Annotated in this window: 25 protein-coding genes and 2 pseudogenes; 14 read left to right on the plus strand and 13 right to left on the minus strand. The window is 67.3% G+C overall.

What is annotated here, in order from left to right; genetic code table 11:
• Window positions 1-16 precede the first annotated feature (16 nt).
• From ACZ3HV_RS33935 to ACZ3HV_RS33975, 9 genes are read right to left on the minus strand one after another with little or no spacing between them, the layout of a single operon-like run.
• A complete protein-coding gene (locus tag ACZ3HV_RS33935) occupies window positions 17-1,477 on the minus strand; it encodes an aldehyde dehydrogenase family protein (protein WP_465690416.1) in 1,461 nt (486 codons plus the stop codon).
• A complete protein-coding gene (locus ACZ3HV_RS33940; protein ID WP_465690418.1) occupies window positions 1,455-2,495 on the minus strand; it encodes an ABC transporter ATP-binding protein in 1,041 nt (346 codons plus the stop codon). The genes ACZ3HV_RS33935 and ACZ3HV_RS33940 overlap by 23 nt, the downstream gene beginning before the upstream one ends.
• Window positions 2,492-3,490 (minus strand): ABC transporter ATP-binding protein, encoded by a 999-nt coding sequence (locus ACZ3HV_RS33945; RefSeq protein WP_465690420.1) that lies wholly within the window; start codon window positions 3,488-3,490, stop codon window positions 2,492-2,494. Before ACZ3HV_RS33945 ends, ACZ3HV_RS33940 begins: the two co-directional genes overlap by 4 nt.
• Before the next feature lie 46 nt (window positions 3,491-3,536).
• Window positions 3,537-4,265, minus strand: coding sequence for a GntR family transcriptional regulator (locus ACZ3HV_RS33950; protein WP_465690422.1), 729 nt, complete (start codon window positions 4,263-4,265; stop codon window positions 3,537-3,539).
• Window positions 4,266-4,297: 32 nt separating this feature from the next.
• Window positions 4,298-5,218, minus strand: coding sequence for an ABC transporter permease (locus ACZ3HV_RS33955; RefSeq protein ID WP_465690424.1), 921 nt, complete (start codon window positions 5,216-5,218; stop codon window positions 4,298-4,300).
• The gene (locus ACZ3HV_RS33960; RefSeq protein ID WP_465690426.1) at window positions 5,205-6,149 is read right to left on the minus strand and encodes an ABC transporter permease; all 945 of its coding nucleotides are present in this window, start codon (window positions 6,147-6,149) and stop codon (window positions 5,205-5,207) included. The genes ACZ3HV_RS33955 and ACZ3HV_RS33960 overlap by 14 nt, the downstream gene beginning before the upstream one ends.
• Window positions 6,150-6,177: 28 nt before the next feature.
• Window positions 6,178-7,455, minus strand: coding sequence for an NAD(P)/FAD-dependent oxidoreductase (locus ACZ3HV_RS33965; protein ID WP_465690427.1), 1,278 nt, complete (start codon window positions 7,453-7,455; stop codon window positions 6,178-6,180).
• A gap of 4 nt (window positions 7,456-7,459) precedes the next feature.
• A complete protein-coding gene (locus tag ACZ3HV_RS33970; RefSeq protein ID WP_465690429.1) occupies window positions 7,460-8,134 on the minus strand; it encodes a haloacid dehalogenase type II in 675 nt (224 codons plus the stop codon).
• A gap of 38 nt (window positions 8,135-8,172) precedes the next feature.
• Window positions 8,173-9,717 carry an ABC transporter substrate-binding protein gene (locus ACZ3HV_RS33975; protein ID WP_465690431.1) on the minus strand — a complete coding sequence of 515 codons (1,545 nt, stop codon included), beginning with the start codon at window positions 9,715-9,717 and terminating at the stop codon, window positions 8,173-8,175.
• A 373-nt stretch (window positions 9,718-10,090) separates the two neighbouring features.
• Here ACZ3HV_RS33975 and ACZ3HV_RS33980 point away from each other — a divergent pair, with 373 nt between their 5' ends.
• The 6 genes from ACZ3HV_RS33980 to solA are packed head-to-tail and all read left to right on the plus strand — an operon-like array spanning window position 10,091 to window position 16,065.
• Window positions 10,091-10,663: a GNAT family N-acetyltransferase gene (locus ACZ3HV_RS33980; RefSeq protein WP_465690433.1), complete on the plus strand. Its 573-nt coding sequence runs from the start codon at window positions 10,091-10,093 to the stop codon at window positions 10,661-10,663.
• Window positions 10,660-11,103, plus strand: a complete 444-nt coding sequence (locus ACZ3HV_RS33985; protein WP_465690435.1) for a hypothetical protein — start codon at window positions 10,660-10,662, stop codon at window positions 11,101-11,103. Before ACZ3HV_RS33980 ends, ACZ3HV_RS33985 begins: the two co-directional genes overlap by 4 nt.
• 51 nt (window positions 11,104-11,154) lie before the next feature.
• Window positions 11,155-12,375: an aminotransferase family protein gene (locus ACZ3HV_RS33990; RefSeq protein ID WP_465690437.1), complete on the plus strand. Its 1,221-nt coding sequence runs from the start codon at window positions 11,155-11,157 to the stop codon at window positions 12,373-12,375.
• Window positions 12,372-13,844 (plus strand): NAD-dependent succinate-semialdehyde dehydrogenase, encoded by a 1,473-nt coding sequence (locus ACZ3HV_RS33995; protein WP_465690439.1) that lies wholly within the window; start codon window positions 12,372-12,374, stop codon window positions 13,842-13,844. Before ACZ3HV_RS33990 ends, ACZ3HV_RS33995 begins: the two co-directional genes overlap by 4 nt.
• Complete coding sequence (locus tag ACZ3HV_RS34000) at window positions 13,844-14,917, plus strand: tartrate dehydrogenase (RefSeq protein WP_465690440.1); 1,074 nt, start codon at window positions 13,844-13,846, stop codon at window positions 14,915-14,917. Before ACZ3HV_RS33995 ends, ACZ3HV_RS34000 begins: the two co-directional genes overlap by 1 nt.
• Complete coding sequence (gene solA, locus ACZ3HV_RS34005; RefSeq protein ID WP_465690442.1) at window positions 14,914-16,065, plus strand: N-methyl-L-tryptophan oxidase; 1,152 nt, start codon at window positions 14,914-14,916, stop codon at window positions 16,063-16,065. Before ACZ3HV_RS34000 ends, solA begins: the two co-directional genes overlap by 4 nt.
• A gap of 48 nt (window positions 16,066-16,113) precedes the next feature.
• Here solA and ACZ3HV_RS34010 read toward each other — a convergent pair whose 3' ends face one another.
• Entirely contained in the window at window positions 16,114-17,295 is a 1,182-nt protein-coding gene (locus ACZ3HV_RS34010; RefSeq protein ID WP_465690444.1) for a trans-sulfuration enzyme family protein, read from the minus strand.
• A 56-nt stretch (window positions 17,296-17,351) separates the two neighbouring features.
• Here ACZ3HV_RS34010 and ACZ3HV_RS34015 point away from each other — a divergent pair, with 56 nt between their 5' ends.
• The 6 genes and pseudogenes from ACZ3HV_RS34015 to ACZ3HV_RS34040 form a co-directional block, all read left to right on the plus strand.
• Window positions 17,352-17,738 (plus strand): ArsR/SmtB family transcription factor, encoded by a 387-nt coding sequence (locus ACZ3HV_RS34015; RefSeq protein WP_465690446.1) that lies wholly within the window; start codon window positions 17,352-17,354, stop codon window positions 17,736-17,738.
• A gap of 23 nt (window positions 17,739-17,761) precedes the next feature.
• On the plus strand, window positions 17,762-18,970 hold the full coding sequence (locus ACZ3HV_RS34020; protein ID WP_465690448.1) for a cation diffusion facilitator family transporter: 1,209 nt from the start codon (window positions 17,762-17,764) through the stop codon (window positions 18,968-18,970).
• A gap of 301 nt (window positions 18,971-19,271) precedes the next feature.
• On the plus strand, window positions 19,272-19,931 hold the full coding sequence (locus ACZ3HV_RS34025; RefSeq protein WP_465690450.1) for an ATP-binding cassette domain-containing protein: 660 nt from the start codon (window positions 19,272-19,274) through the stop codon (window positions 19,929-19,931).
• Window positions 19,928-20,758 carry an ABC transporter permease gene (locus tag ACZ3HV_RS34030; protein ID WP_465690452.1) on the plus strand — a complete coding sequence of 277 codons (831 nt, stop codon included), beginning with the start codon at window positions 19,928-19,930 and terminating at the stop codon, window positions 20,756-20,758. Before ACZ3HV_RS34025 ends, ACZ3HV_RS34030 begins: the two co-directional genes overlap by 4 nt.
• 26 nt (window positions 20,759-20,784) lie before the next feature.
• Window positions 20,785-21,132 (plus strand): annotated as a pseudogene (locus tag ACZ3HV_RS34035) (hypothetical protein); the annotation flags it as partial.
• A 53-nt stretch (window positions 21,133-21,185) separates the two neighbouring features.
• Window positions 21,186-21,392 (plus strand): annotated as a pseudogene (locus ACZ3HV_RS34040) (YnfA family protein); the annotation flags it as partial.
• A gap of 64 nt (window positions 21,393-21,456) precedes the next feature.
• Here ACZ3HV_RS34040 and ACZ3HV_RS34045 read toward each other — a convergent pair.
• A complete protein-coding gene (locus ACZ3HV_RS34045) occupies window positions 21,457-21,801 on the minus strand; it encodes an ArsR/SmtB family transcription factor (RefSeq protein ID WP_465690454.1) in 345 nt (114 codons plus the stop codon).
• 62 nt (window positions 21,802-21,863) lie between these two features.
• Here ACZ3HV_RS34045 and ACZ3HV_RS34050 point away from each other — a divergent pair, with 62 nt between their 5' ends.
• Window positions 21,864-22,910, plus strand: a complete 1,047-nt coding sequence (locus ACZ3HV_RS34050; RefSeq protein ID WP_465690456.1) for a flavin-containing monooxygenase — start codon at window positions 21,864-21,866, stop codon at window positions 22,908-22,910.
• On the opposite strand, the gene ACZ3HV_RS34055 is transcribed toward ACZ3HV_RS34050, so the two are convergent.
• Both ACZ3HV_RS34055 and ACZ3HV_RS34060 read right to left on the minus strand, forming a co-directional pair.
• Window positions 22,907-23,284, minus strand: coding sequence for an ArsR/SmtB family transcription factor (locus tag ACZ3HV_RS34055; protein ID WP_465690458.1), 378 nt, complete (start codon window positions 23,282-23,284; stop codon window positions 22,907-22,909). The two genes, ACZ3HV_RS34050 and ACZ3HV_RS34055, sit on opposite strands and share 4 nt — an antisense overlap.
• A 134-nt stretch (window positions 23,285-23,418) precedes the next feature.
• Window positions 23,419-25,536: a PhoX family protein gene (locus tag ACZ3HV_RS34060; RefSeq protein ID WP_465690459.1), complete on the minus strand. Its 2,118-nt coding sequence runs from the start codon at window positions 25,534-25,536 to the stop codon at window positions 23,419-23,421.
• A 305-nt stretch (window positions 25,537-25,841) separates the two neighbouring features.
• Between ACZ3HV_RS34060 and ACZ3HV_RS34065 the strand changes: the two genes are divergently transcribed.
• The gene (locus ACZ3HV_RS34065; protein WP_465690461.1) at window positions 25,842-26,822 is read left to right on the plus strand and encodes a PstS family phosphate ABC transporter substrate-binding protein; all 981 of its coding nucleotides are present in this window, start codon (window positions 25,842-25,844) and stop codon (window positions 26,820-26,822) included.
• Window positions 26,823-26,851 lie beyond the last annotated feature (29 nt).

The following is a 26,851-nucleotide window of genomic DNA, read 5'->3' on the forward strand; positions in this document are numbered from 1 at the left end:
ACGGCCTGGCTCCCGCTCAGGCTGTCCGGCGGATGGCGACGACTTTCGGCTCGGAGTAGGACTCGACGGCACTCGTGACACCTTCCCGACCGACGCCCGAGCTCTTGAAGCCGCCGAACGGCATCGCGTCGATGCGGAAATCTGAGCTGGAGTTGATCAGGACCGCGCCGACGCGGAGCCGCTCCGCGATGTCGAGTGCCTGGTCGATGTCGCGTGTGAAGACGCCGGCCTGCAAGCCGGTGTCCAGGTCGTTCGCGGCCTCGATCGCCGACGCAATCTCATCCCACGGCTCGAGCAGCACTACTGGCCCGAAGACCTCGTCGCGCCACAGGCCGGACTCGTGCGGCACGCCGGTGAGTACGGCCGGCGTGACGAACGCGCCGTCGCGTCGGCCTCCGGTGCACAGTATGGCGCCGTCCTCGACGGCCGCGGTCAGCCGCCGGATCACCTCGATCGCCGACTCCTCGGTGATCATCGGCCCGAGGTCGGTGTCCGGATCGGACTTGGTGCCCACCCGCAACGCCGAGGCCAAGGCAACGACCCGATCCAGGACGTCGTCGTACAGCGGCCGGGCGATGAGAGCGCGTTGGACGGACAGGCAGTTCTGGCCGGCCACACCGAACGCACCGTCCACGATGGCCGTCGCAACCTCTGCAGGATCGGAGTCTGCGCAGGCGATCAATGAATTGTTTCCACCCAGCTCCATCAGCAGCTTGCGGGCGCGCCCATGCCCAGCGATCTGGTCAGCGGTACGGCGCCCTCCGGTGAACGACACAACGTCCACTCGGTCGTCCGCGACCAGTGCGCGGGCTGCGTCCAAGCCCGTCAGCACAGCCAGACGTGATCCCGGAACTCCGGCCTCGAGCAAGATGCCGGCCAGCGCGAACGCCGACAACGGGGTCAGCTCGGACGGCTTCAGTACGACGGCGTTCCCGGCCAGCAAGGCGGGTCCGAGCTTATGGGCCACCAGGTTCAGCGGATCGTTGTACGGCGTGATCGCCGCCACGATCCCGACGGGTTCACGGGTGTACCAGCCGACCCAGCCGGCGCCGCGCTCGCTGTTGCCGAACGGAACCGTCCGCCCCTCCAGAGTCGAGGCCGCTTCGGCAGACAGCCGAAGCGTCTCGGCCGCACGCTTCACCTCAGACCTTGCCTCGCGGATCGTCTTCGACGACTCCTCCGCGATCACGGCGGCGAGTTCCGCCGCCCGCTCCGCAACGAGCCGGGCCGCCGTCGACAGCGCCTCCCGCCGGGCCCAGAGCGGCCAGCGGGACCGGGGATACTCCTGGGCCAGGTACGCGACGGCCCGATCAGCCTCCGCTGCCCCCGCGTCGGAGACGACGTCGACGACCCGACCGGTCTCCGGATCGGTGACGTCGAGCGTCCAGGGACCCGAGGTCCACTGACCTTCGACGTACATCCCACCGGGCGGCCAGAAGACCACGGACCAAGCCTCAGACGCCGTCGTTGACGTCATGCGACTCCGATCCGGTGACGGTTGCGAGCAACTCGCGGCTCTCGCTCCAGCGATGGCAGCGCACCTGATGCCCCGGCGCGATCTCGGTCAGCTGCGGCGCTTCCTGCCGACAGCCATCGGTCGCCAACGGACAGCGGGTGTTGAAGCGGCACCCGGCCGGCGGGTGCACCGGCGACGGTGGCTCACCTTGCGCGACCAGTTCGTCGCCCCTGACGTGGGTAGCCGCCGCGAGCAGTGCCAACGTGTAGGGATGGCGCGCGCCGGTGAAGAGCGGCTCACGGTCCGCCGTCTCGACGATCTGGCCGAGGTACATCACGGCGACGCGATCACTGGTCAGCCGGACCACGCGGAGATCGTGCGAGATCAGCACCATGGTCAGCTCGCGGTCGCGTCGTAGCTGGCTGATCAGGTTGAGCACCTTCGCCTGCACGGAAGCGTCGAGGGCGGACGTGGGCTCGTCGCACACCAGCAAGGTGGGCTCGAGCAACAGTGCCCGGGCGATCACGATCCGTTGCAACTGGCCACCGGAGCAGTCGGCGGGATACCGGTCCAGATAGTCGGCCTCGAGGCCGACCTCCCGGAGTGCATGGAGGACCCGGGCCTCCCGCCCGCCACTGTCCCCCATTCGGTGCTGCGTGAGTACGGCGATCAGACTCTGCCGGATCGTCATGCGCGGGTCCATCACGGAGTGTGGATCCTGGAAGACGATCTGGGCCCGGCGGCGGAACGCCTTGTCATCCTTGCGTTTGAGGCCGGTGACCCGGACGCCGGCCACGTCGACCTGTCCCGAGTCGGGTGTCTGCAGTCCGAGCATGATCCGGGCGAGTGTGCTCTTGCCCGATCCGGACTCACCGACGATGCCCAGTGACCGCCCGCCGTCGAGGCTGATGGTCACGTCGTCGACGGAGTGGACGAACTCCCGGCGGCCGAATCCGCGCCGGCGCAGTGGGAAGTGCTTGACGACGTTCTCCAGCCTCACCAGTGCGGTCGCAGCCGGCGCCGCGACGGTGTCGTTCATGCGCCCTCCTTGTGTTCGGCAGTTCCCCAGCAGCGGCATTGGTGTTCGGCCGGTGACTTCCCGATCGACAGCAGCACGGGTTCGTCGGCGTCACACACCTTCTCCAGCCGCGCCTCCTGGCTGAGACCGCATCGCGGCCGGAAGCGGCAGCCGTGATCGAGTTCGCGCGCGGTGTCGCTGCCACCCGGGATGACGTACAGCTGCCCACTGGCGTCGAGCCGAAGCGTCGAGCACTCGATGAGTGCCTTGGTGTACGGGTGCTCGGGCTGGGTGAGGATCTCGTCCGCGGCGCCCACCTCGACGATCCGGCCGGCGTACATCACCGCGATCCGGTCGGCGATCGAGGAAACGACGTTCAGGTCATGGGAGATGAACAGCACGCTCATGCCGAGCTCGCGCTTCTTCTGCTTCAGCAGTTGCAGGATCTGCGCCTCGACCGTGACATCCAGCGCCGTGGTCGGCTCGTCGGCGATCAGCAGCGGCGGCGACGCCGCCAGTGCGGTCGCGATCATCACCCGCTGCGCGAGCCCACCGGAGAGCTGGTGGGGATAGACCTGTGCCCGCCGGGCCGGCTCGTCGATACCCACATCCGCCAGCAGCTCGAGCACTCGCCGCCGCGCGTCCCGGCGGCTCATGCCCAGGTGCCTGACGAGCGGTTCGGCCACCTGACTCCCCACGGTGGCCGTGGGATCGAGCATCCGTCGAGGCTGCTGGAACAGCATTCCGATCCGGCCGCCGTGCAACGTGTCGATGTCCCGCCGCCGCAGCGAGGTCAGATCAGTGCCGTCCAGCGTCATCCTCGCGCTGGACATCTCCAGAGCCTGCGGCAGCATCTGCATGATCGAGAGCGCGGTCAGGCTCTTCCCCGAACCGGACTCTCCGACGACCGCGAGCACCTCGCCGGGCGCCACCCGCAGACTGACTCCGTCAAGCAGTCGCTTGGATGTCGTCCGCGTACTGACAGTCAGGCTGTCGATCTCGAGCAGGGGTTCCATAGTTGCCTCGGTTCCTCGCCGGGCGGGGCGGCCGCCCGGCGATCGATCAGGTCCGGCTGGTCACGCGCTCAGTGTCTCCACCGTGCCGATGTCCGTGGCCGTGCACGTCGGACAAGTCCTCCGCGGCCACGTCGAAGTGGTCGTCGATCGTCTCCATCAGCGCGCGCCGATCGCCGGCCTTCAGCTGACGCAGGATGATGCCGTGCTGGTCGAGCAGGTCGGACCGCTCGGCGTAGGTGTCGATCACCAGGTTCAGACCGAGCCGCATCTGTCCCAGCAGCGCGCGGTACATCTGCTCGAGCCGCGCGCTCCCCGCTGCCGCGACCAGCACCTCATGGAAGCGCAGATCGGTCGCCGCCACCCCAGGCGTGTCACCATCAGCCAGCGCGAGGTCCATCTCTCCGAGAATCTGTTCGAGAGCGGCGATCGTCGCGGCGGAGATGCCCCGTTCGGCGATGCGCAGCATCGCCGCACGCTCGAGCGCGTAGCGGGCGAAGTAGATGTCCTGCACATCAGCGGCGGACAGCACCGGAACGAAGATGCCGCGGTGTGGGCTGCTGACCAGCAGGCCCTCCTGCACGAGGCGCTGCATCCCTTCCCGCACCGGCCCGCGGCTGGTCGAGAACCGCGCGGCCAGCTCGACCTCGTTCATCTGGCTGCCCGGCGGAATCCGCCCGCTGACGATCGCCTCCCGCAGCTCGCCGGCGACAACTGCTGCCAGCGTCGGCTTCGGCACCCGCGACGGGCGCTTGCGCACCTCTGAGTTCTTGGCCATTCCGTCCTCTCTCCGAACCGCGACCGGCCGAGTCATGACCGGCCCCCTCGACGCGCGTTGATCCCCTGGCCGATCATCGTCACACTCAGTGCGGTCACGAAAATCGCCAGGCCGGGATAGATGACCAGGTGCGGTGCCTGGCTCAGGAACGGCTGCCCCGCCGCGAGCATCGAGCCCCAGTCCGCCGCCGGCGGCTGGACGCCCAGTCCCAGGTAGGACAGCGCCCCGACCGTGATGAGCTTGTGCCCGAACCGGAGCGCCGCGTGCGCCATCAGCGGGTTCGACGAGTTCGGCAGCAGGTGCCGCAGCACGATGAACCGGCGCGAACAGCCCAGTGCCCGGGCGGCCTCGATGAAGCCCCGTGCGTCGACCTCGAGCGCGACACCGCGCGCCAGCTTCGCGAACGGCGTCCAGCCACCGACCACCAGCGCGACGATCAACGTCGTCTTACTCGCCCCCAGAATCGACACGACGAACATCGCGACGATCATCTCAGGGAAGGCCAGCAGTACGTCGCAGACGCGCATGACCAGCTCGTCGAAGGCACCGCGGACCCGGGCGCACAGGATGCCCAGGAGCGTGCCGAAGACGGCGCAGATCACGAGTGTGATCCCTGCGATCGTCACCGAGAAGCGGCCGCCGTACATCAGTCTGGACAACAGGTCGCGTCCCAGCTGGTCAGTGCCCAGCCAGTGCTCCGCGCTGCTGCCGACGAGTCGCTGGGTCAGGTCCTGCTGCGTCGGGTCCGCCGGAGCGATCCATGGCGTCAGCAGCAGGACCACGACCACAACGGTCAGAATCGCGCCACCGGCGACGAGCGGCCACGGCTGCCGGAACAGCGTTCGGGCCGACCGCTTCCGCCGCGCGCCCGACTCGACCGACACGCTGTCCGCAGCGAGCACGTCCCCGCTCGGGCTGGGTGTGATGGTCTTGGGGCCGTCAAGAACCGACATGGCTCCCCCTCACGGTCGGGTTGATCACGGTGTAGAGGACGTCGGTCACGGTCGCCAGCAGGACGGTGATCGTGACGATGGTGACCATCGATGCCTGGATCATCGGGATGTCCCCGTTGTGGACCGCGTTGTAGACCAGCCGGCCCATCCCCGGGATGCCGAAGATGACCTCCACCACGACGGATCCACCGAGCAAACCACCCAGCCACACCGAAAACAGGGTGACGACCGGGATCAGCGCGTTCCGGATGCCGTGCCGCAGGATGGTCCGGTGGTAGCCGAGGCCGCGGGCCCTGGCGCCGACGATGTACGGCGAGTCGAGCACCTCGGCCATCGACGCCCGGGTGATCTGGGTGAAGTAGCTGATCGGCCGCAGCGCCAGCGTCACGCAGGGCAGGATCATCCACGCCGGACCGGCCCATCCTGCGGACGGAAGAGCGCCCAGCTTGACCGCGAACACCAGGATCAGCAGCGGGGCCAGCCAGTACTCCGGGACCGCGACGAAGCCCTGCGTGATCGTCGTGATCGCCGTGTCGATCGGGCCACCACGCCGCATCGCGGCCAGGATGCCCGACGGCAGCGCGATCACGATGGCGAGTCCGAGGGCTCCGACGGCCAGCACCAGCGTCACCATGGCCGCCGTCCCGATCTGCGGCATCACAGCGGCCTGGCTCGTGTACGAGAACCCGAAGTCCCCGTGCAGCGCCGAGCCGAGCCAGTCGGCGTACTGGACCAGGACCGGACGGTCGAGGCCGTACTGCGTCCGCAACGAAGCCAGTTGGGCCGGGTCGATCTCCATCGCGTTCACCCGGCCGCGGAGGATCTTCCGGGTCGGGTCGCCTGGCGTCAGGTAGGGAATCAGGAACACCAGGAACGAGACCACCAGGAGCGCGGCGACCAGTACCGTCAACCGCCTGAGCAGGAAGCGCATGCCGAACCCTCCGATCCTCTCTGTGGACCTACTTGACCAGATCCAGCAAGCGGAAATACGCGCCGACCGGCGGCAGGAACCACGGCGGACCCACATGGCCGGGAACCGCGTGGAACGGCAGTTCACCCCATGGGTTGGCGTTGCGGTCTCCACCGAGCACCTGCGCGACGACCTTGCCCATGTGGGTGGCCATCTGCACGCCGTGTCCGCTGTAGCCGACCGAGTAGAAGACCCCGTCCCGACGGCCCGCGTGGACCATCTGGTCGATGGACATGTCGACCAGCCCACCCCAGCAGTAGTCGATTCCGACGCCATGCAACTGCGGAAACACGGCGGTCATCGCCCGGCGCAGGATGTCGCCCGACCGGAGATCGGAACCCGGACTGGACATCGCGAACCGCGCCCTGCCACCGAAGAGCAAGCGGTTGTCGGGCGTGACCCGGAAGTAGTAGACCAGGTTCTTGCTGTCCGAGGCGACGCGCCGGTGCGGCAGCAGTGCGTCGATCACCGCACGATCCAAGGGCTCGGTCACGACGATGAAGCTGCCGATCGGGACGATCCGCCGACGCAACCACGGGAGCAGCTTGCCGGAGTACCCACTGGTCCCGACCACCACGTCGTCGGCGAGCAACGATCCTTGCGAGGTGACGACCCGATGGCGGCGCTGCCCGAGTCGCTCGAGCGAGACGACCTCGCAGTCCTCGTGCAACGAGGCGCCGTACTGCGACGCCGCCATCGCCAGACCGCTGCACAGTTTGCCGACGTGGACGCCCGCGGCGAGCGGGTCGATCATCGCGCCGTGGTAGAAGTCGCTGCCGATCTCGCCCCTGATCCGGCTGCGCGGAACGAGGGTCATCTCGTGCTTCGCATGCAGCGCCAGGAGATCGGCGGACCGCTGGAACTCCTCGTAGTGGGCGGGCTTGCAGGCCAGGTTCAGCTTGCCGACGCGCTCGAAGTCACAGTCGATCCCTTCGGTCCGGACCAGGTCCTCGATGGTGTCGATCGCGTCGTTGTACACGGAGAACATCCGGGTCGCGCTGTCCAGGCCGTACCGCTTGACCGCCTTGGTGAAGTCGATCGCCAATCCGGTCGTCGCCATCCCGCCGTTACGCCCCGACGCACCCCAGCCCAGCGTGTGGGCCTCGAGGACGGCGACGCTCGCGCCCTGCCGGGCCAGGTGCAGCGCGGTGGACAGGCCGGTCAAGCCGCCGCCCACGACGGCGACGTCCACAGACGCCGGCAACTCCTGGTGCCGGAAGTCGCCGGCGGGCTTGGCGGTGTCGAGCCAGTACGAGGTCAGCTTCACGGCGTCAGAGCCCCAGCAGGCCAGGTACGCCGGTCAGGTCGGTGGTCTCGGCATACTCGTAGTACGGCGTCGACGGGTCGTAGCCGCGGTTGACGTAGACCTTGTGCTTGATCCCCAGCTCATGGGCGGGGATCACGTCGTACCAGATGTGTGACGACACGTGCAGGATCTCCTCCCGGTCGGCGCCGAGCTGGTCGAGCATGTACTCGAAGGCCTGGTAGCGCGGCTTGTACGCGCCCGCCTGCTCCGCGGTGAAGACGCGATGGAAGTCGACGCCGAGCTTCGCGACGTTGCCGGCCAGAATGTGGTCGACCGCGTTGGACAGGATCACCAGCGGATAGTGCGCCGCCAGCTTCTCCAGCGGCTCGGGTACGTCGGCGTGCGGGCCCCACGTCCCGACCGCCGCGACGATCGCATCGACGTCCGACGGCTTGAACTGGATCCGCCACCGATTGCAGGTCCGCTGCCAGGAGTCGCGCAGCACCAGCGGGTAGAGCTTGAACGCCCCCAGCACCTCGTCGATCCGGTACGCCCGGAAGTCCTTGAGGAACCGGTCCGTCCGCTCCGCCGGGATCACACCCGCGATCAGCGGCCGGACGGCCTCGTTCATCTGGAAGTTGGTCAGCGTTCCGTAGCAGTCGAAGGTGATGTACTTCGGCTTGAACCCGAGGAGTTCCATCGAGTCGTTCCTCTCCTGGCGGCGTTGGACGGAAGGGGTCAGTCGGTGAGCGAGAGCTGGGGGGTCAGGGCGTACCGGGCCAGCGGGTCGTCGACGAAGTTCTGTACACCGGCACGCCGGGCGGCGATGGTCTTGTCGGTGATCAGGTAGGCGGTGATCGCCTGCTCCTGCAGCTGCTTGGCCAGCGCGGCGTAGATCGTGTACCGGGCGGCCGGATCCTTCTCGCCGTTGGCCTGCGCGAGCTTCGCGTCGAACGCCGGATCACAGTAGTGGCTGATGTTGTAGGTGCCCTTGCAGGTGTAGTCGGCCTCGAGGAACCCGATCGGGTCGGCGATGTCGGTCAGGTGGTTCCGTGACAGCAGAGCGAGGTCGTAGTTGCCGCTGAGCAGGGACGGCTCCATACCGGCGTAGTCGGTCATCGTGACCTTCACGGTGATGCCGATCTGCTTCAGCTGTTCCTGGACCACCGCGGCCAGATCGGCGAACTCCGGCCGCTCGGTGTAGGCCCGCAGCGACAACGTCAGCTTGCCCGGACCGTATCCGGCCTTCTGCAGCAGGGCTTTCGCGGCTTCGACGTTGGTGGCGACCGGCTGGACGCCCTTCGGAGCCCACGGTTCGTTCGCCGCGAACGGGCCGAACGCCGGCTCGACCGTGCCGGAGTAGATCGTCTTCGCGATCGCGTCCAGGTCGACGGTCATCTGGATGGCCTTGCGGACATCAGGGTTGGAGAACGGCGCCTTGCCGTAGTTCATGTACAAACCGGTGGTCCGTGGCGTCGCCGCGTCCGAGACGACGATGCTCTTGTCGCCGGACAGCTCCTTCAGGCTCGCGGACGGAAGCCCGAGGGCGATCTGGGACTCACCGGTGCGGACCTGAGTAGCCCGCGCGTTGCCGTCGGGCAAGAACTTCGCCTCGGCCTTGGCCAGCGTGGCCTTGGTGCCCCAGTAGCTGTCGTTGCGCTCGAGCGACATCGACTGCTGCGGCTTCTGCGCCGTGATGGTGAACGGACCGGTGCAGTGTTTGACCACGTCGGTGCCGCGGCCCGCGTACGCCGCCTTGGCCAGAATGCCGGTGTTGACGCTGGCCACGCGATACGGCAGCAACGCACTCGGCGTCGGCGTGGTGATGCGGACTGTCGAGGCGTCCACCGCCTGCACGCCGCTGATCACCTTCGGGGTGAACGCGCGCGGCGGCGTGGCGGACTTCAGCAGCTTGTTCAGAGCGAACGCGACACCCTCCGCATCGAGTGCGGTGCCGTCCTGGAACTTCACACCTTCGCGGAGGGTGAAGTCCCAAGCGGTCGGGCTGGTCTGCGTCCACTTGGTCGCGAGCAAGGGCTGCAGCTCGCCGGACTCGAAGTCGTACTTGACCAGGGTCTCCAGGCAGCCGACCTGGGCGAGCACGAAAGCGTCGTCGGTCTCCAGCGCGTAGCCGGCCTTGGGAGTGAACTGCAGAGCGATGGTCAGGCTGCGGTCCGCGACGTTCGCGGCGTTGCCTGAACCGGTGAAGCTCCCGCAGGCCGGAGCCGCGAGAAGTGCGGCGATGCAGAGCGCAGCGCCTAGCAGGGGACGAATCGGTCGCATGCGACACCACCTGGGTCGGTAGGGAGCCGTCGAATCGGCTCTGGTGCGTTCCCAGCAAGGTAGGAGCGGCTTGCCACGATTGTCAACAACTCGCACACATCGAATGCAATGTCGACCTGTTTGCGGACTGACCACTCGCCATTCGAAACATCTCAATGGATCTCCAATCCCCTTGTTTTGCGAGGCTTTCGCCGACCTGATCACACTCGGTGAGGGTTGCAGATGTCGCTCTGATGACAGCGGTGTTACGTGAATTTGGGGGTTGTCAACAATCTCTGATGGAGTCATGATGAATCCACGTCCGGGCCCCGGGAGGCACTCCGGGGCTGCAGACCGGAGGCCGCGCCCGCTCTGCGGCCGGAGAGGACTGGACATGACAACCGACGCTCATCCCGGCCCAGAAGGCATCCTGATCCGGGAGCTGACCAAGGCCGACATCCCCGCCGCGCAAGCAGTGATGATGCGCTCCGTCGTCGAGGACTTCGGTGAGTCGCACAACCCCGTTGTGCACGCCGACATCGACGACATCGCCGGGTGGTACATCGAGCCGGAAGGACCGTTCATGCTGGTGGCCGAGGACGCTGCCACCAGGGCGGTCATCGCCACCTGCGGAGTCCGGCAAGGCGCTCTCAAGGAAGGCCTGAGCCCGCAGCATCTGGTCGACCGCTACCGCGACGGGCGTACCGGCCAACTGGTCCGCGTGTACGTCCTGCGGGAACATCGTCGCCGGCACATCGCCCGGGCGCTCGTCCAGGCGACCGTGGACCGCGCCCGTCACGAAGGCCACTACGACACCATCGCCCTGCACACCTACCCGCACTCGCCAGGAGCGCTGCCGTTCTGGCAGTCACTTGGTTGTGAGGTCGTCGAGAACGACGTCGACGGCATGACCAGGGCGGTCTTCTTCGAACTCCCGCTGAACCGAACCGAAAGGACATCGCTGTGAAACGACGCGACATCTTCATCTTCGTCCCGCAACCCGGCAAGGCCGTCGAGGCGAAGGCTTATCTGGGCGACTGGCTCCGGTCGCTCGACGGGCACCCCGGCTACCTGGGCGGGTCCGTCCTCGAGGAAGTGGCCGGCGAGCTCATCCCGGACACCCTCGTGATGCTGCTGGAGTTCGAGTCGACAGAGGCCGCGCGGGCGCTGTGGCCGAAGATCGAGAACACGGTCAATCCGCTCTATCCCGACGACAAGAGCGACTCGTCACCGGATCAGGGCACGGCGTTCTTCGACGGCACCAAGGACACGATCAAGAACGGCGGCGACAACCCGCTGAACTTCACCCGCGGGAACGGCCTGCTCGCACGGATGCTGCACATCCACGCGGCCGTTGCTGACGAGTTCAGCACCGAGACGGCTCCGGTCGCAGCCGGCACTCACTAGCGGGACGGAACCGTGAGCACGCCACCCGCCCTGTGGCATCCACAGGCGCACATGCCCACGACAGTCAGGGAGCGCGTCGTCATCGCGTCCGCCAGCGGATCGTGGCTGACCACCGAGGACGGCGACCGACTCCTCGATCTGCCGGCCGGGCTCTGGTACGCGAATATCGGTCACGGTCGTGAGCGGATCGCGCAGGCCGCGGCGCGGCAGATGTCGACGCTGGAGACCTACCACCTGTTCGGCATCCACGCGAACCGTCCGGCGCTCGACCTGGCCGAGCGGTTGCGGGGCCTCGTTCCGGTCGCCGACGCGTCGTTCATCCTGACCTCCGGCGGGTCCGACGCGATCGACGTCGCCTGCAAGCTCGCCCGGCGCTACTGGCAGCAGGTCGGGCGGACGGCGAAGACCGTCGTACTCAGCAGGACAGGTGGCTATCACGGTCTGCACGGCTTCGGTACGTCGATAGCCGGCCTGGACTTCAACCGGGCCGGCTACGGCACCGACTCACTCATCCCCGAAACGGCCCGGGTCCCACTGGCGGATCTCGCCACCACGCGGACGGTGATCGAGCGGATCGGTCCGGAGCGCATCGCCGCACTGGTCGCCGAGCCGGTGGTCGGCACCGGCGGCGTGCATCCACCGCCGGACGGATATCTGGCCGGCCTTCAAGCGCTCTGCCGCGAGTTCGACATCCTTCTCGTGGCTGACGAGGTGGTGACCGGGTTCGGCCGGACCGGCCAGTGGTTCGCCAGCGATCGGTGGGGTATCGAGCCCGACTTGATGACGATGGCCAAGGGCATCACCTCGGGCTATCTGCCACTCGGCGCCGTAGCGGTCTCCGGACGAGTGTCCGAGCCCTTCATGTCGGCAGCGGATGCGCCGATCTTCCGCCAGGGCATCACCTACTCCGGCCACGCGACCGCGTGCGCGGTGGCGTTGGAGAATCTCGACGTACTGGAAGAAGAGGACCTGCTCGCACGGGTGCGGACGCTCGAACCTGTGCTGGCCGCAGCCTTCGGCGCGCTCGTCAAATCGCCGCTGGTCCAGCAGGTCCGTGCGGTCGGACTGATGGCGGGAGTTCAGCTGCTGCCCGACGTACCGGCCGACGAGGTGATCCGCGGGTGCCGCGAGCGCGGTGTGCTGACCCGTCTGCTCGCCGGCAACACCTTGCACGTATGTCCTCCGTTCGTGATCACCCCTGACGAGCTCCGCTTCGCCGCGGACGTGATGGCGGCGGCCCTCGATGCCGTCGAGGAAAGGACCGCCGCATGACCACGATCGCCTGGGGAACCGACGCGCTGCAGTCGGTGCCCACCGGATTCCTCTCGACCGACTGGCGACCGGCCACCACAGGCGCGACGTTCGAGGTCTTCGACCCGTCGACAGAGCAGCCGATCGCCGCTGTCGCCGATTGCGGACCCGCGGACGCCCTCGCCGCCCTCGATGCGGCGGCCGCTGCGGCGCCCGCCTGGACGTCCTCGACACTTCGTGAGCGAGCCGACGTACTGCACCGGCTCTTCGACGCACTGCTGGCCAACAAGGAGCGACTGGCTCAGCTCCTCACACTGGAAGTCGGCAAGACCATCAAGGAAGCGCGAGGCGAGGTGGCCTACGCAGCCGACTATGTCCGATGGTACGCCGAGGAAGCCGTCCGGCCGCACGGCCGTAGCACCGTCTCACCCGACGGCCGGAACCACATCGTGACCGTTGCCGAACCAGTCGGGCCGTGTCTGCTCATCACGCCGTGGAACGTCCCGCTCGCCATGGCAGCCCGAAAGGTCGCACCCGCGGTTGCCGCCGGGTGCACCGCGGTACTGAAGCCGGCCGAACTGACCCCGCTCTCGTCTCTCGTGTTCGGGGAGTTGCTGCTCGAGTCGGGCGCTCCCCCGGGCGTGCTGAGCGTCGTGACCACGAGTAGGCCTGCCGACGTCAGCGGACCGCTGCTGGCTGATCCACGGCTCCGCAAGGTCTCGTTCACCGGATCGACCGAGGTCGGCCGGCTGCTGCTCGAGCAGAGCGGTCGCCGGGTGCTGAGAACGTCGATGGAGCTGGGCGGGAACGCTCCTTTCCTGGTCTTCGACGACGCGGATCTCGAGGTCGCCGTCCGCGAGGCGATGATCGCGAAGATGCGGCTGGGCGGGCAGTCCTGTGTGGCGGCCAACCGCTTCCTGGTTGCCGATGGCATCGCGGATGCCTTCGTCGATGGCCTCGCCGCGGAGATGGCAGCCGTTGTGGTCGGCCGCCCTGCCGACGAGGACAGCGATCTCGGCCCGCTGGTCGATCACCGCGCGGTCGCGAAGGCGAACCGGCTGGTCGACGATGCCGTCGCCAAAGGCGCGGTGGTGGTAGCCCGCACACCGATCCCGGACGGGCCGGGCCACTACGTCGCGCCGACCGTTCTCGACCACGTGCCCGCGGACGCCGGCATCCTGCGTGAGGAGGTGTTCGCTCCGGTGGCCGCGATCCGCAGGTTCACCACCGAGGACGAAGCCATTGCTGCTGGCAACGACACCGAGCACGGCCTGGCGGCGTTCGTGATCACCCGCGACACCGAGCGCGCCCGGCGGGTGAGCTCGCGGCTTCAGTCCGGGATGGTCGGCATCAACCGCGGTCTCGTGTCCGACGTGGCGGCGCCGTTCGGCGGCGTGAAGCAGTCCGGCCTCGGGCGTGAGGGCGGACCTGAGGGGCTGCACGAATACCTGCAGTTCAAGTACCTCTCGTCACCGGGCTTCCAGCTCTGATGGCCGGGGTCAGTCTTGCCCTCATCCCCGGTGACGGCATCGGGGTGGAGGTGATGGACTCCGCCAAACAGGTGCTCGCCACGGTCCAGGCGACGTACGACGTGACCTTCGGGATGACCGAACTGGACTGGTCCTGCGAGCGGTACCACCGGACGGGGTCGATGATGCCTGCCGACGGTCTCGACGTACTCGGCCGGCACGACGCCATCCTGCTCGGTGCCGTCGGCTGGCCAGGTGTTCCCGACCATGTGTCGTTGTGGGGCCTCCTCATCCCGATCCGCAGAGCCTTCGATCAGTACGTGAACCTGCGCCCGATGCGCGTCTTCGACGGAGTGCCGACGCCCGTGCGGCCCGAACTGGCCGCGGGCGCGGACTTCGTCGTCGTCCGGGAGAACTCCGAGGGCGAGTACAGCGAGGTCGGCGGCCGAATCGGCCAGGGCGCGTCCGAGGTCGCGTTGCAGCAGAGCAGCTTCTCCCGCGTCGCGGTCGAGCGGATCGCGGAGTACGCGATGACGGCGGCGGAGAACCGGCGCGGGCAGGTCCGGTCCGCCACCAAGTCCAACGGCATCATCCACACGATGACCCTGTGGGACGAGGTCGTCGACGAAGTCGCCGCCCGGCACCCGGCTGTGAGGGTGGCGCGCGAGCACGTCGACGCGATGGCGGCCCGAATGGTGATGCACCCGACGGACTTCGACGTCGTGGTGGCGTCGAACCTGCTCGGCGACATCCTCTCCGACCTGGCCGCCGCCGTCTGCGGCAGCATCGGCATCGCACCGTCGGCGAACCTGGCCCCGGACGGGCCGGGTCCGTCGATGTTCGAGCCTGTCCACGGTTCGGCACCGGACATCGCGGGCCAAGGGCTGGCCAATCCGATCGGCATGCTCTGGTCCGTCGTACTCATGCTGGAACACCTCCAGCTCCCCGAACCGGCGACCGCTTTGATGGCCGCCATCGAGCAGTCACTGCGCGATCCACGGACCCGCACGGCCGATCTCGGCGGTACGGCGTCGACCGGCGACGTCACCGACTTCGTCGCATCCCTGCTACTGAAGGAAAGAGTCAGCAGATGAGCCGAGCAGACGTCGCCGTCATCGGACTTGGTGCCATCGGGTCGATGACACTGTGGAGACTCGCCGAACGTGGAGTACGCGTACACGGCTACGAACGGTTCGGCGTGGCGCACGATCGTGGGGCGTCGGCCGGCGAGACGCGGCGGTTCTCCTTGCAGAGTCAGCGCGAGCCTCGCTTCACGCCACTCGCCGTCGAGGCACTCGGCCTGTGGCACGAGCTCGCCGATCTCTCCGGCCGCGAGCTGTTCCGCCAGACCGGAGGCCTGATCATCGGGCCGCAGGGCACCCCGGCCATCGCCGCAGCCCTCGCGTCCGCGCAGGACAACGAACTCCCCCACGAGTTGCTCTGGGCGGATACGCTGCGATCGCGGTTCCCGCAGCACGTCGTCCGGGGCAGTGATGTCGGGCTCACCGATCCGCTCGCAGGGTACCTCCGGCCCGAGATGAGTATCGCCTCAGCAGTCGAGCGCGCCGGCGACCTGGGCGCGACTGCGAGCCTCGACACCGAGGTTGTCGCGGTGGAGTCACGAGCAGACGGAGTCGCCGTCCTCACCAGAGACGGGGAGCAGACCTACGGGCGAGTGGTCCTGGCGCCAGGCGCATGGGCCGGCGAAGTGGTGCCACGAGCGGCCGGGCTCGTCGTACCGCGTCGGCTGGTGCAGGCCTGGTATCTCGCTCGCCCGCCGAGCGACTACAGCCCCGACGTCTTCGCCGTCTTCGAACGCGTCGGCGACGTGTCCGCCTACGGCTTCCCGTCGCTCGACGGTGTGACCGTCAAGGTCGGCGTCAAGTTCGAAGCTCATCCGGTGATCCACGATCTCGGCAACGTCGACCGGTCAGTTTCGGCCGAGCACCTACGCCGGGTGGGCGGCGTCATCCACCAGTTCCTCCCCGGGCTCTACCCCGATCCGGTCAGCCTCCGGACCGGGATCGAGGGATACAGCCCGGACGACCAACCACTCGTCGGGCCGGCACCGACGGACCCACGGATCGTGGTGGCGTGCGGATTCTCGGGCGCGGGCTTCAAGTTCGCGCCGGTGATGGGAGATATCGCGGCCGACTTCGCAACAACCGGCTCGACCGTCCGCGATGTGTCCTTCCTGACGCCCGACCGCCATCTGGCGGCGACTTCGCTCGATGCGAGCTGACGCACGTCGGAACGATCCTGAGCACTCGAACGTCGACGAGGCGAGACATCAGGCCGTCTCGTCCAGCGCACGCAGGAAGTCGGCGATGAGCACGTCCGCCGGCTCGACACCGCATGACACCCGGATCATCCCGTCGTCGATTCGTGCAGCCCGGCGCTCGTCCGGTGTCAACGAGAAGTGCGACGAGTTGAACGGCGTACTGACCAAGGTCTCGACGCCGCCCAGGCTGGTGGCCTCACAGGCCACCTGCAGTCGCCGCATCACCCGCAACGCTCGCTCGTCACCACCGGCGACCGTGAACGAGACCATGCCGCCGGCCCGGAGCTCGTCGCCGTCCCGGCGCAGTACCCTCCCAGCAACCTCGGCGCGCTCGTAGCCCGGCAAGGACGGATGGCGAACATGTACGACGTCATCGCGTGCTGCCAGGGCCACGGCCAGCGCCCGAGCAGTGGCACAGGAACGTGCCAACCGGACATCGAAGGTCTGCAGTCCACGCCAGACGAGGTACGCCGCATGGGGATCCAGACAGGTCCCCAACGTGATGACGCGGCGCTGCACCTCACGCACCAGCTCGAACGAGCCGGCCACCACCCCCGCGATCGCATCCGAGTGACCATTGAGGAACTTCGTTGCCGAGTGCAACACAACGTCGGCGCCCAGTCCCAGCGGCTGCACGCAGTACGGCGTCGCGAAGGTGTTGTCGACGACGAGCCGCGCACCCGCCTCGTGCGCGATCCTCGCGATCGCCGGAAGATCCGCGAGATCCAACTGCGGGTTCGCCAGTGTCTCGACATAGACGACAGCGGTCGGACTCTCGGCCACCGCTGCCTGCCACTCCGACAGGTCCATCGCGTCCACCTGAACGACGTCGAAACCCCACGCCGGCAGATCACGCACCAGCAGATCCCGCGTGTCGCCGTACACCTGCCGCGCGGCCACCACGCGGTCGCCCGCGGACAACAGCGTGAGCAAGGTTGTCGCGATCGCTCCCATCCCGGACGACGTCATGAACGCCGCCTCCGCGCCCTCGAGCCGCCGTACCTCGTCGGCCGCGACATCGACGGTGGGGTTGCGGAAGCGCCCGTACCAGATCTCGTCGAGTCCGCCGTCCTGGACGTCTTTGTACGCCTCGTCGTCCAGGAAGTAGGTCACCGAGTGGTGGATCGGCGGCACCACCGGGCGGGTCCTGGGGCTGAATCGCTCGGACTGGGCGGGTCTGCCTTCCACCATCGGATCCTCCTCGTTGTGGCCTTGCGGCGGGTCGGGATGTTTCTTAGTATCTACGTATGCGCGCAGATACGCAATCAAGCAGATCGACACCGGGCGACGACCACGTCGCACTGGCCGTGGAGGTCTTCCGGATGCTGTCCGACCCCACCCGGGTCCGGCTGCTCTGGGCGCTGCTGGACGGCGAGATGGCGGTGAACGACCTGGCCGACGCGGTCGGGAAATCACCGGCCGGGGTCTCCCAGCATCTGGCCAAGCTGCGGCTGGCACGGCTGGTCCGGACCCGGAAGCAGGGAAACCAGGTCTTCTACCGGATCGAGAACTCCCACGCCGGCCAGCTCGTCCAGGACGCGATCTACCACGCCGAGCACTCCACCGAGGGCTTTCCCGAACATCACCGGGCACCCGGTGCGGTGAGCCACCTCGATCCAGCCACCGGCACCTGACAGAGCAGAGGACACGAGAGCCGATGAGCACCACGGAACACGAGCACAAGCACCCCCACGGATCCGGGCCCGACCACGGCGAGCACGAGGCCGGTCACGGGCATGGGCACGGGCGTGACGAGAAGCCTGGTGGTACGCACGCCGCCGACCAGGAGCACAGCCACGGTCATGGGCACGACAAGGCGCCCGGCCACGACGCCGGTCATGGGCACGGTCACGGACATGGTCACGGACATGGTCACGGCCACGACCACCACGACGGGTTCCTCGGCAAGCTCAAGGAGATCTTCGTCCCGCACTCGCACGACAGCGCCGACAAGATCGACTCCGCCCTGGAGGCCAGCAAGGACGGTATGCGCTGCCTGAAGATCAGCTTCGCGGGCCTGATCCTGACCGCGCTGATCCAGACAGTGGTCGTGTTCCTCACCAACTCGGTCGCGCTGCTCGGCGACACCTTGCACAACTATGCCGACGCGCTCACCGCGATCCCGCTCGCAATTGCGTTCATCGTCGGCCGCCGGCTCGCGACCCGCAGCTACACCTACGGATTCGGCCGCGCCGAAGACCTCGCCGGCATCATCGTGGTCGTGCTGATCGCCGCGTCATCGGCCTACGCCGGCTACGAGGCCGTCATGCGCTTCATCCACCCCAGCGACGTCCGCAACCTCGGTGTCCTCGTCGCTGCCGGCGTGGTCGGCTTCATCGGCAACGAGGTCGTCGCCCAGTACCGGATCCGCACCGGCCGCCGGATCGGTTCCGCAGCCCTGGTCGCCGACGGTCTGCACGCCCGCACGGACGGCTTCACCAGCCTGGCCGTCGTCTTCAGCGCCGCCGGCGCCTGGCTCGGCTTCCCGCTCGCCGACCCGATCATCGGCCTGCTCATCACGATCGCCATCCTCTTCGTCCTGCGCGACGCCGCCCGCGAGGTCTACCGCCGCCTGATGGACGCCGTAGACCCCGCTCTGGTCGACCAGACCGAACAGGTCATCCGCTCCACCCCCGGCGTCGTCGACGTGTCCGGCGTCCAACTGCGCTGGCTCGGCCACTCCCTCCGCGCGGAGGCCAGCATCACCGTCGACACCGACCTGTCACTGGTCGACGCCCACCACCTCAGCCACCAGGTCGAACACGACCTTGTCCACGGCGTACGCCGCCTCACCTCCGCCACCATCCACACCGAACCCCTCCCCCACGACGCCACCCCCGCCCACGCCCTGGTCACCCACCACTGACGCCCCGGCGACCGAGCCTCCGCCCCGGTCAGCCGCCGTACCCAACCTGTGCCCCCACCCCTGCCGGCGGGGGCACACCCTTGAATGCATCCCTGCTTCACCTGAAACCTCATGGCGCGCGGAGGGGCCTTCGAAGATGCTGCAGATCTTTTGCTGCCTCGACGGCGATCCATGGCCAGGAGCCAAATCGGCCTCTGACCTGCACGTTTGTCTCTCGGCGCTACTCGACCGTGATCGTCGTTTGCGAACGTCTGACGGAGCTGTGAGGGAGCTGGCGGCGTACCTCACCGGGCATAGAGGCGTGAGCCGCAGACATGCGGCTCAGCGAACAGACGAACTGCTGGACACGGTCGAGCTCGCCTCCGCGGCAGATCGTGTTGTTCGCGGCTACTCGGGTGCAATGCGGCGACGGCTCGATCTGGCGGCGAGCTTGCTGAGGCGGCCGTCCGTGCTGTTCCTCGACGAGCCGACCACGGGCCTCGACCCGCGCGGCCGGATCGGACTGTGGTCGACGATCTCCACATTGGCGTCGGAGGGCACAACGGTGCTGCTCACGACGCAGTACCTGGAGGAAGCCGACCAACTCGCCGACACTATCGCAGTGATCGACACTGGTCGGCTGATCGCGACCGGTACCGCGGACGAACTCAAGGCACTGGTTGGTGGCGATCGAGTGGAACTGCGGATCCCACCAGGTGCCGATCCGGACGCGCTGGCCGCCGAACTCGCGGAGTTGGCTTCCGCCTCTCCGATGATCGACAAGGTCGAGGGCACGATGGTGCTGCCGATCAGCGACGGGCTGGACGCGGTTGCAGCCGTCGTGACTCGCTTGAGGACATACGGCGTACCAGTGACCGAGCTGGCGCTTCGCCGCCCGTCACTAGACGACGTCTTCTTCACCCTCACCGGGCAGTCTGCGACCGACACCGCGAACCTTGCCGAGATCCGGAGTCCGCGATGACCCCGACCACCACGCGCGTCGTCTCAGGCCCTGCACCAGAAGCGCCCGTCACTCGAGGAGTGCGCTGGCTCCTGGGCGACGTTGCTGTGATCTCTGGACGGAACCTCTGCCGACTTCTCAGGCTGCCGACCCTCATAGCGTTCGCCACCGTGCAGCCCGTTCTGTTCGTGCTGCTGTTCACCTATGTGTTCGGTGGCGCGATCCACCCCCCAGGCGTCACCAGGTACGTCGACTTCCTCCTGCCTGGGCTTTTCGTGCTGACCATCGCCTTCGGCGCCTCACAGACCGGCGTGGCGATCGCCGATGATCTCGCTACCGGGATGATCGACCGGTTCCGCGCGCTGCCGATGACTCGCTCGGCCGTCCTCGCCGGGCGGACCCTGGCCGATGCCGTCCGCAACGTTTTCGTCGTACTGTTGATGACCGGAGTCGCAGCGAGTATCGGATTCCGCTTCCATGCCGGCGCCCCAGCTGCAGCAGCCGCCATCGGGCTGACAGTCCTGGTCGGCATCGTCTTCTCCTGGATCAACGCGCTGATCGGGCTGCTCGTTCACGACGCCGAGTCGGCTGGCCTCATCGGCCTGATGCCTGTCATCGTCCTGGTGTTCACGAGCTCGACCTTCGTACCGGTCGCCACGATGCCCAACTGGCTGCAGACCTTCGCCGAGATCAACCCGATCACGGTCATCGTCGATGCCCTACGCGCCCTCGTCCTCGGCGGCCCGACCGCCGAGCCTGTCGCACATGCCTTCGTCTGGATTGCCGGGCTGCTTGCACTCACCATCCCCACGGCCGTACTCCGCTACCGGCGCGCGACAACAGCCTGATCACCTCGACACCGCGGTGAACGACGATGGGCAAGAGCCAGGTGCACAGCGAACTCGAACGCGCTCGACAAGACTTTCACCACCTCGTAAATCATGCGGATGCGTCAAGTCTGCGGAGACCGACCAGCGGCACACGGATGGGACAACCAGCAACTGCTGTTTCACATGCTGCTTGGGTATCTGATCATCCAGGCACTGCTCAGGTTGGTTCGGCTGTTCGGGCGGCTGCCGGCTTGGTCAGCCGGGGATACGCGCGGCTGCTGAACGCGGGAACCAAGCCGTTTGATGTGATCAACTTCCTCGGGTCGTACGTCGCGGGGAATACGCTCGGGCCAGAGCAGATGATCGCGATGTTCGACCGCGTGGTCGACAAGCTGCACCGCCGCCTGCACGCCGAGACCGACGCCGACCTCGCCCGCGGCATGCCGCGCTCGGCGCCTACGGCTTCGTCACCACCTTCCAGCCCGACCCCAACTTCGGCTGGATCCTCGCCGCCTACGGCGGCATCTTCGTCGCCGGATCGCTGCTTTGGGGCGTCTTGCTCGACGGATTCCGAACCGACCGCTACGACCTCGCCGGAGCCGTCATCTGCCTCCTCGACGTTGGCATGATCATGTACGCACCCAATGGCTAGATCGCACTCTCGAGCGCCTCACCCGAGCCAGGACTCCTACACAAGACCTGACAGACCCCTGCACTCAGCAGCAGTTCTTCAGGTACGTCTGAAGGTCTGACAGGGCAGCCGAGGCGCCGTCTTTGTCGGCTCGGTAGAGGACTGTTTTGCCTTCTCGGCGGGAGGTGACGATGCCGCCGCGGCGGAGGAGGTCCAGTTGCTGGGAGGCGGTGGATTGGCCGATGCCGGCCTGGTCTGCGACCTCGTTGACGGAGAGTTCGGCGCCTCGGGCGAAGAGGAGCAGGATGCGCTGGCGGGTCGGGCTCGACAGGGCCTTGAGGAAGTCGTGGGTGGCGGCTCGGAGCTCGACCGGTTCCCCGGGGGCGCTGGCGGCTGCCTGCGTGTCTGCTCCCCCAACGCGCTCTGCCATGGTGTCCAGACTAGCCAATATCGTCGTTTCGTCATATCGGGATATTACGATATGTTCGGCACATGACTTCCACACCTGACTCTGTTGTGATCATCGGCGGCGGGCAGTCCGGGCTTGCCGGCGCGTTGGCGGTCCGTGACGCCGGGCTGCGCCCTGTGCTCCTGGAGGCCGGCGATCGGACGGTCGGATCCTGGCCGGACTACTACGACAGCCTGAAACTCTTCTCCCCCGCCCGATACAGCGGGTTCCCCGGTACGCCGTTCCCTGGTGACTCGGATCGCTACCCGACCAGGGACGAGGTGGTCGCCTATCTCGAGCGGATCACCTTGCGCCTCGATTCCGAGATCCACACCAACACACGCGCCACGGCCGTCGAACAGGACGGCCCGGGCTTCGTCGTACGGACCGACACCGGAGAGGAGTTCCAGGCGGCCGGTGTCATCTGCGCCAGCGGATCGTTCGCCAACCCGCACATTCCAACGATCCCGGGCAGCTTCGACGGACAGCTCCTGCACGTGGCGGGCTACCGCAGCCCCAAGCAGTACGCCGGCCAGCGGGTCGTCGTGGTCGGCGCCGGAAACTCCGCGATCCAGGTCGCCTACGAGCTCGCCGAGGTCGCCAACGTGACTCTGGCGGTACGACGCCCAGTCCAGTTCGTACCCCAAGTCCGCGGCGGCCACGACATGCACTACTGGCTGCACACACTCCGACTGGACCTCCTGCCGCCGTCGGTGCTGGGCAAGCTCATCCGCGGCACCCCCGTCTTCGACACCGGCATCTACCGCAACGCACTCGACTCCGGCCTGCTCGACCAGCGGCCGATGTTCACGCGATTCGACGGCGACCAGATCATCTGGACCGATGGCAGTCAGGAGCCCGTCGACGCCATCATCCTGGCGACGGGTTATCGACCGAACCTCCCGTACCTGCACACCCTCGGTGCACTCGACGACACCGGGATACCGCTACACAAACACGGCGTTTCACTGACCCACCCCAGGCTCGTCTACCTCGGACTGGAGTTCCAGCGATCCTTCTCGTCGAACACGCTGCGTGGCGTCGCGCGCGACGCGGCCTACGTGGTCAAAGCGCTCATGCGCCGAAGCTAGCGGCCGTTCTGCAGGAACGTGGGTCCGGGAAGGAGAGCGCGCAGGGTCTGCAGTTGCTCCGGGACGATCGAGTACCACGACCAGAGTCCGCGCTTCTCGCGGTGCAGAATCCCCGCGGTGACGAGGATTTTCAGGTGGTGACTGATCGTCGGCTGGCTGAGGTCGAGCGGCTCGGTCAAGTCGTTGACACAGGCTTCGCCGTTCGTGCTCGACTCGATCATCGCAAGCAACTGCAGGCGGGTCGGATCGGACAGCGCCTTGAGGACGACGGCCAGCCGCTCGGCCTCGTCGCGATCGATCGCGACGCCGGTCACAGAGTGAGCACTCTCGTTGCTCGACACACCGACTCTCGCGGCGCTTTGACGGGTACTCACCACTGAAGTGTAGATCGCCACCGGCACAGAAAACGTATTGGCGCCGAATATGTTCATCACCAGACACCCGTACAGAACTGAAACCGGCCGCCCCGACCACGGGCAGCGGGGCGACCGGTCAGAAAGCATCGGTGTCAGGCGCCGATCTCGCCGCCATCGGGGCGCCAGGTGACGACCACCGCAGGCCGCGCGAAGTCGCCGTCCGGCCAGGTGCTCGCCGGATTGTCCACCGAGGCGCCGGTGATCTCACCCGGGTGCTGCACCGACACAACCACCGACTTGTTGTCCGGTACGACGTACGCCGACGCCTGCTCGGCACCGTGCGGAACCGACAGGAACTGCTTCGCCTTACCCCGTTCCGGTCCTTCGACCGCAACCGCGAACAGACCGTCGTTGAAGTTCGTACCGGCGTGGTCCACCAGCGCGTTGCCGTCGGTAGAGATCCACAGGTTGCCGTGGGCATCGAAGTCGAGGTTGTCCGGGCACGACATCGGCGAGACTTTCGTCTTGTCGTAGCCGGCGAAGTACGTCGCCGGATCCGCAGGGTCACCGCAGACGATCGGCAGCGACCAGGTGAAGGTCTCGCTGGCGTGGTTCCCGCCGTCCTCGACGATCTCGAGGATCTGACCGTGCTTGTTGCTGTTGCGCGGGTTGGCCTCGTCCGGCACAGCCTGACCAGCGGCTCCACGGTTGCTGTTGTTCGTCAGCGCGACGTAGACCTTGCCCGTCAGCTTGCTGACCTCGATGTCCTCGGGCCGGTCCATCTTGGTCGCGCCGGCTGTGTCGGCGGCGAGGCGGGTGTGCACGAGCACCTCGTCGATCGCCATTCCAGCGACCATCGACTTGCCACCACGGGTCAACGGAATCCACGTGCCGGTGCCGTTGAACGCGCCGTCGCTCGGCAGCTTGCCGGTACCGTCGATCTCCCCGGCACTGGTGAAGCCGAGCTTGGCGACATACAGGCTGCCCGACTCCAGCAGGCGCCTGTTGTTCTCCCGATCGCCCTTCGAGTCCCCATTCCGGAGCTTGCGGTCGGACACGAACTTGTACATGTAGTCGAAGCGCTCGTCGTCACCCATGTATGCGGCCACCTGACCGGTCTTCGCCACGACGAGTGCGGCACCTTCATGCTTGAACCGACCGAGTGCGGTGTGCTTCCGCGGCGTCGAGTGCGGGTCGTAGGGGTCGACCTCCATGATCCAGCCGAACCGGTTGGGCTCCTGTGGGTTCTTGGAGACGTCGAAGCGCTCGTCCGCCTTGTCCCAGTAGCGGCTCCCCGACGGGTAGCGCTTACTCACGTCAATGCCGTAGCGCGAGAGCGCGGGCCTGGCGCCTGCCGGTGCGCCGTCGCCACCGACGAAGTACTGGTTGAAGTTCTCCTCGCCGGACAGCACGGTCCCCCACGGCGTGAGCCCACCCGAGCAGTTGTTCAGCGAACCGAGGACCCGTACGCCGCGAGGGTCCGCAGCCGTCCGCAGCAACGGCGACCCCGCCGCGGGGCCGGTGAAGTTCATCGGCGTGTAGCCGGTCAGCCGGCGGTTGTAGGCGCGCCGGCCGTGGGACACGACGCGCCACTCCCCCGTGCGCCCGCCGCGTTCGACCTCGACCACGCTCATGCCGTGCGCCGCCAGGGCGATCTGCATCTGCCGCACCGTCGCCGTGGCACCGCCCGCGTAGCCGCGGAACATCAGCTCCTCGTTGGTGTACTCGTGGTTCACCACCAACAGGCCCCGGGTGAACTTCCGGTCGAGCGGCACGACGACCAGGAAGTCGTTGTTATAGCCGAACTGGCCGGCCTGCGCGGCCGGGCTCTGCTTGTCGATGTCGAACGCCGGTGCGCCCGGCAGGATCGGTTCACCCCACCGGATCAGGACCTTCTCGTCGTACCCATTGGGGACGATCACAGCGTCCAGGGTGTTCGGCGGGATCGCCTTGAAGGTCAGCCCAGCGCCGGATGGGCCGCCTCCCAACGCCGACGAGCCGGGGACAGCGGAGCCGACCGGGGCGGCAGCGGCGGGTACGGCGCCTGCCGCACCCGCCCCGATCACGAAGGCGCCAACCGCGCCGGCCTTGAAGATGCCCCGGCGGGACACCTCAGCCTTCACGGCGTCACCGAAGTACGCATTGTCGGAGGTGTTCGGTGCCGGGTGCGCGCAGGCGTTCCCGCACCGGTAGAGACAGGTCATCGAACTGCGGCCACCATGGCCGTCGGCCAGCGGCAGCAGCCGGCGCGGCTCGTCAGCGAGCGTCATGAAGCGTCTCCTCGTGGAAGTCGAAGCGGTCGCCGCGACGCTAACAACTACATTGTGGTTCATCTATGTAGTGACCCGTGGCCAGCCGGTGACCATCAGGTGAACGGAAGCCGAGGCGCTACGGATCGGAGCAGACTGATCACGAGTCGCGGCGGATACATCGACATTCGTCTATCTAGCGTGAATTGATCACCATCTGTTCACCTGGCGTTTACATCGAAACTCTTCGATCTAGTTGTTGCGTGGACGCGTGACAGCTCGCGGTGTCCCGGCTTGCCGGGACCTACTACTTGGAGGGTTGCCCGGTGGTCATCCGCCCGGTCAAGCACATGCGTTACCTCGCCGTCTCGGCGGCTGCCCTGCTCGCGTTGTCCGCCTGCGGTGGGAACAACAACGACTCCGCCTCCGGTGACAGCGGCGGTGCGGCGGCACTGTCCGGTCAGGTAGTCGCCGATGGCTCGAGTACCGTCGAGCCCCTCACTGCCGCGGCCGGGGAGCTCTTCAAGGAGGAGCAGAAGGACGTCGACGTCGCCGTTGGCACCTCCGGCACCGGTGGAGGGTTCAAGAAGTTCTGTGCCGGCGAGACGGATATCTCCGACGCGTCGCGGCCGATCAAGCCGGAGGAGAAGAAGCTGTGCGATGCCAAGGGCATCTCCTTCTCCGAGCTGCAGGTCGCCAACGACGCGCTCACCGTCGTCGTGAACAAGGACAACGACTGGGTCGACTGCCTGACCGTTGCCCAGCTCAGGAAGATGTGGGAGCCGGGCTCGAAGGTCAAGACCTGGAACCAGATCGACCCGAAGTTCCCCAACGAGCCACTTCCGTTGTACGGCGCGGGGTCGGACTCTGGAACTTTCGACTACTTCACCGGAGTGATCAACGGCAAGGAGGGCGACAGCCGGACCGACTACAACCCGAGTGAGGACGACAACGTCACCGTCCAGGGTGTGGCCGGCGCCAAGGGTGCGCTCGGGTACTTCGGCTACTCGTACTTCGAGGAGAACGAGGACAAGCTGAAGGCGCTGAAGATCGACAGCGGCAAGGGTTGCGTCGGCCCCTCGGTCGAGGCCGCGCAGGACGGCAGCTACTCGCCGCTGTCCCGGCCGTTGTTCATCTACCCGTCCGACGCGGGTCTGAAGAAGGCGCAGGTCCTCAAGTTCGTGGAGTTCTACCTGGAGAAGAACCAGGAGATCGTCGAGGCGGCGAAGTTCATTCCGCTGACCGACCCACAGAAGGCGAAGGCCAAGACCGAGCTCGACGCCCTGAAGGCCAAGGCCGGTCAGTGAGCCCCACTTCAGCGACTGCGGCCGGTCTC

The organism is Kribbella sp. NPDC020701, from assembly GCF_055562215.1.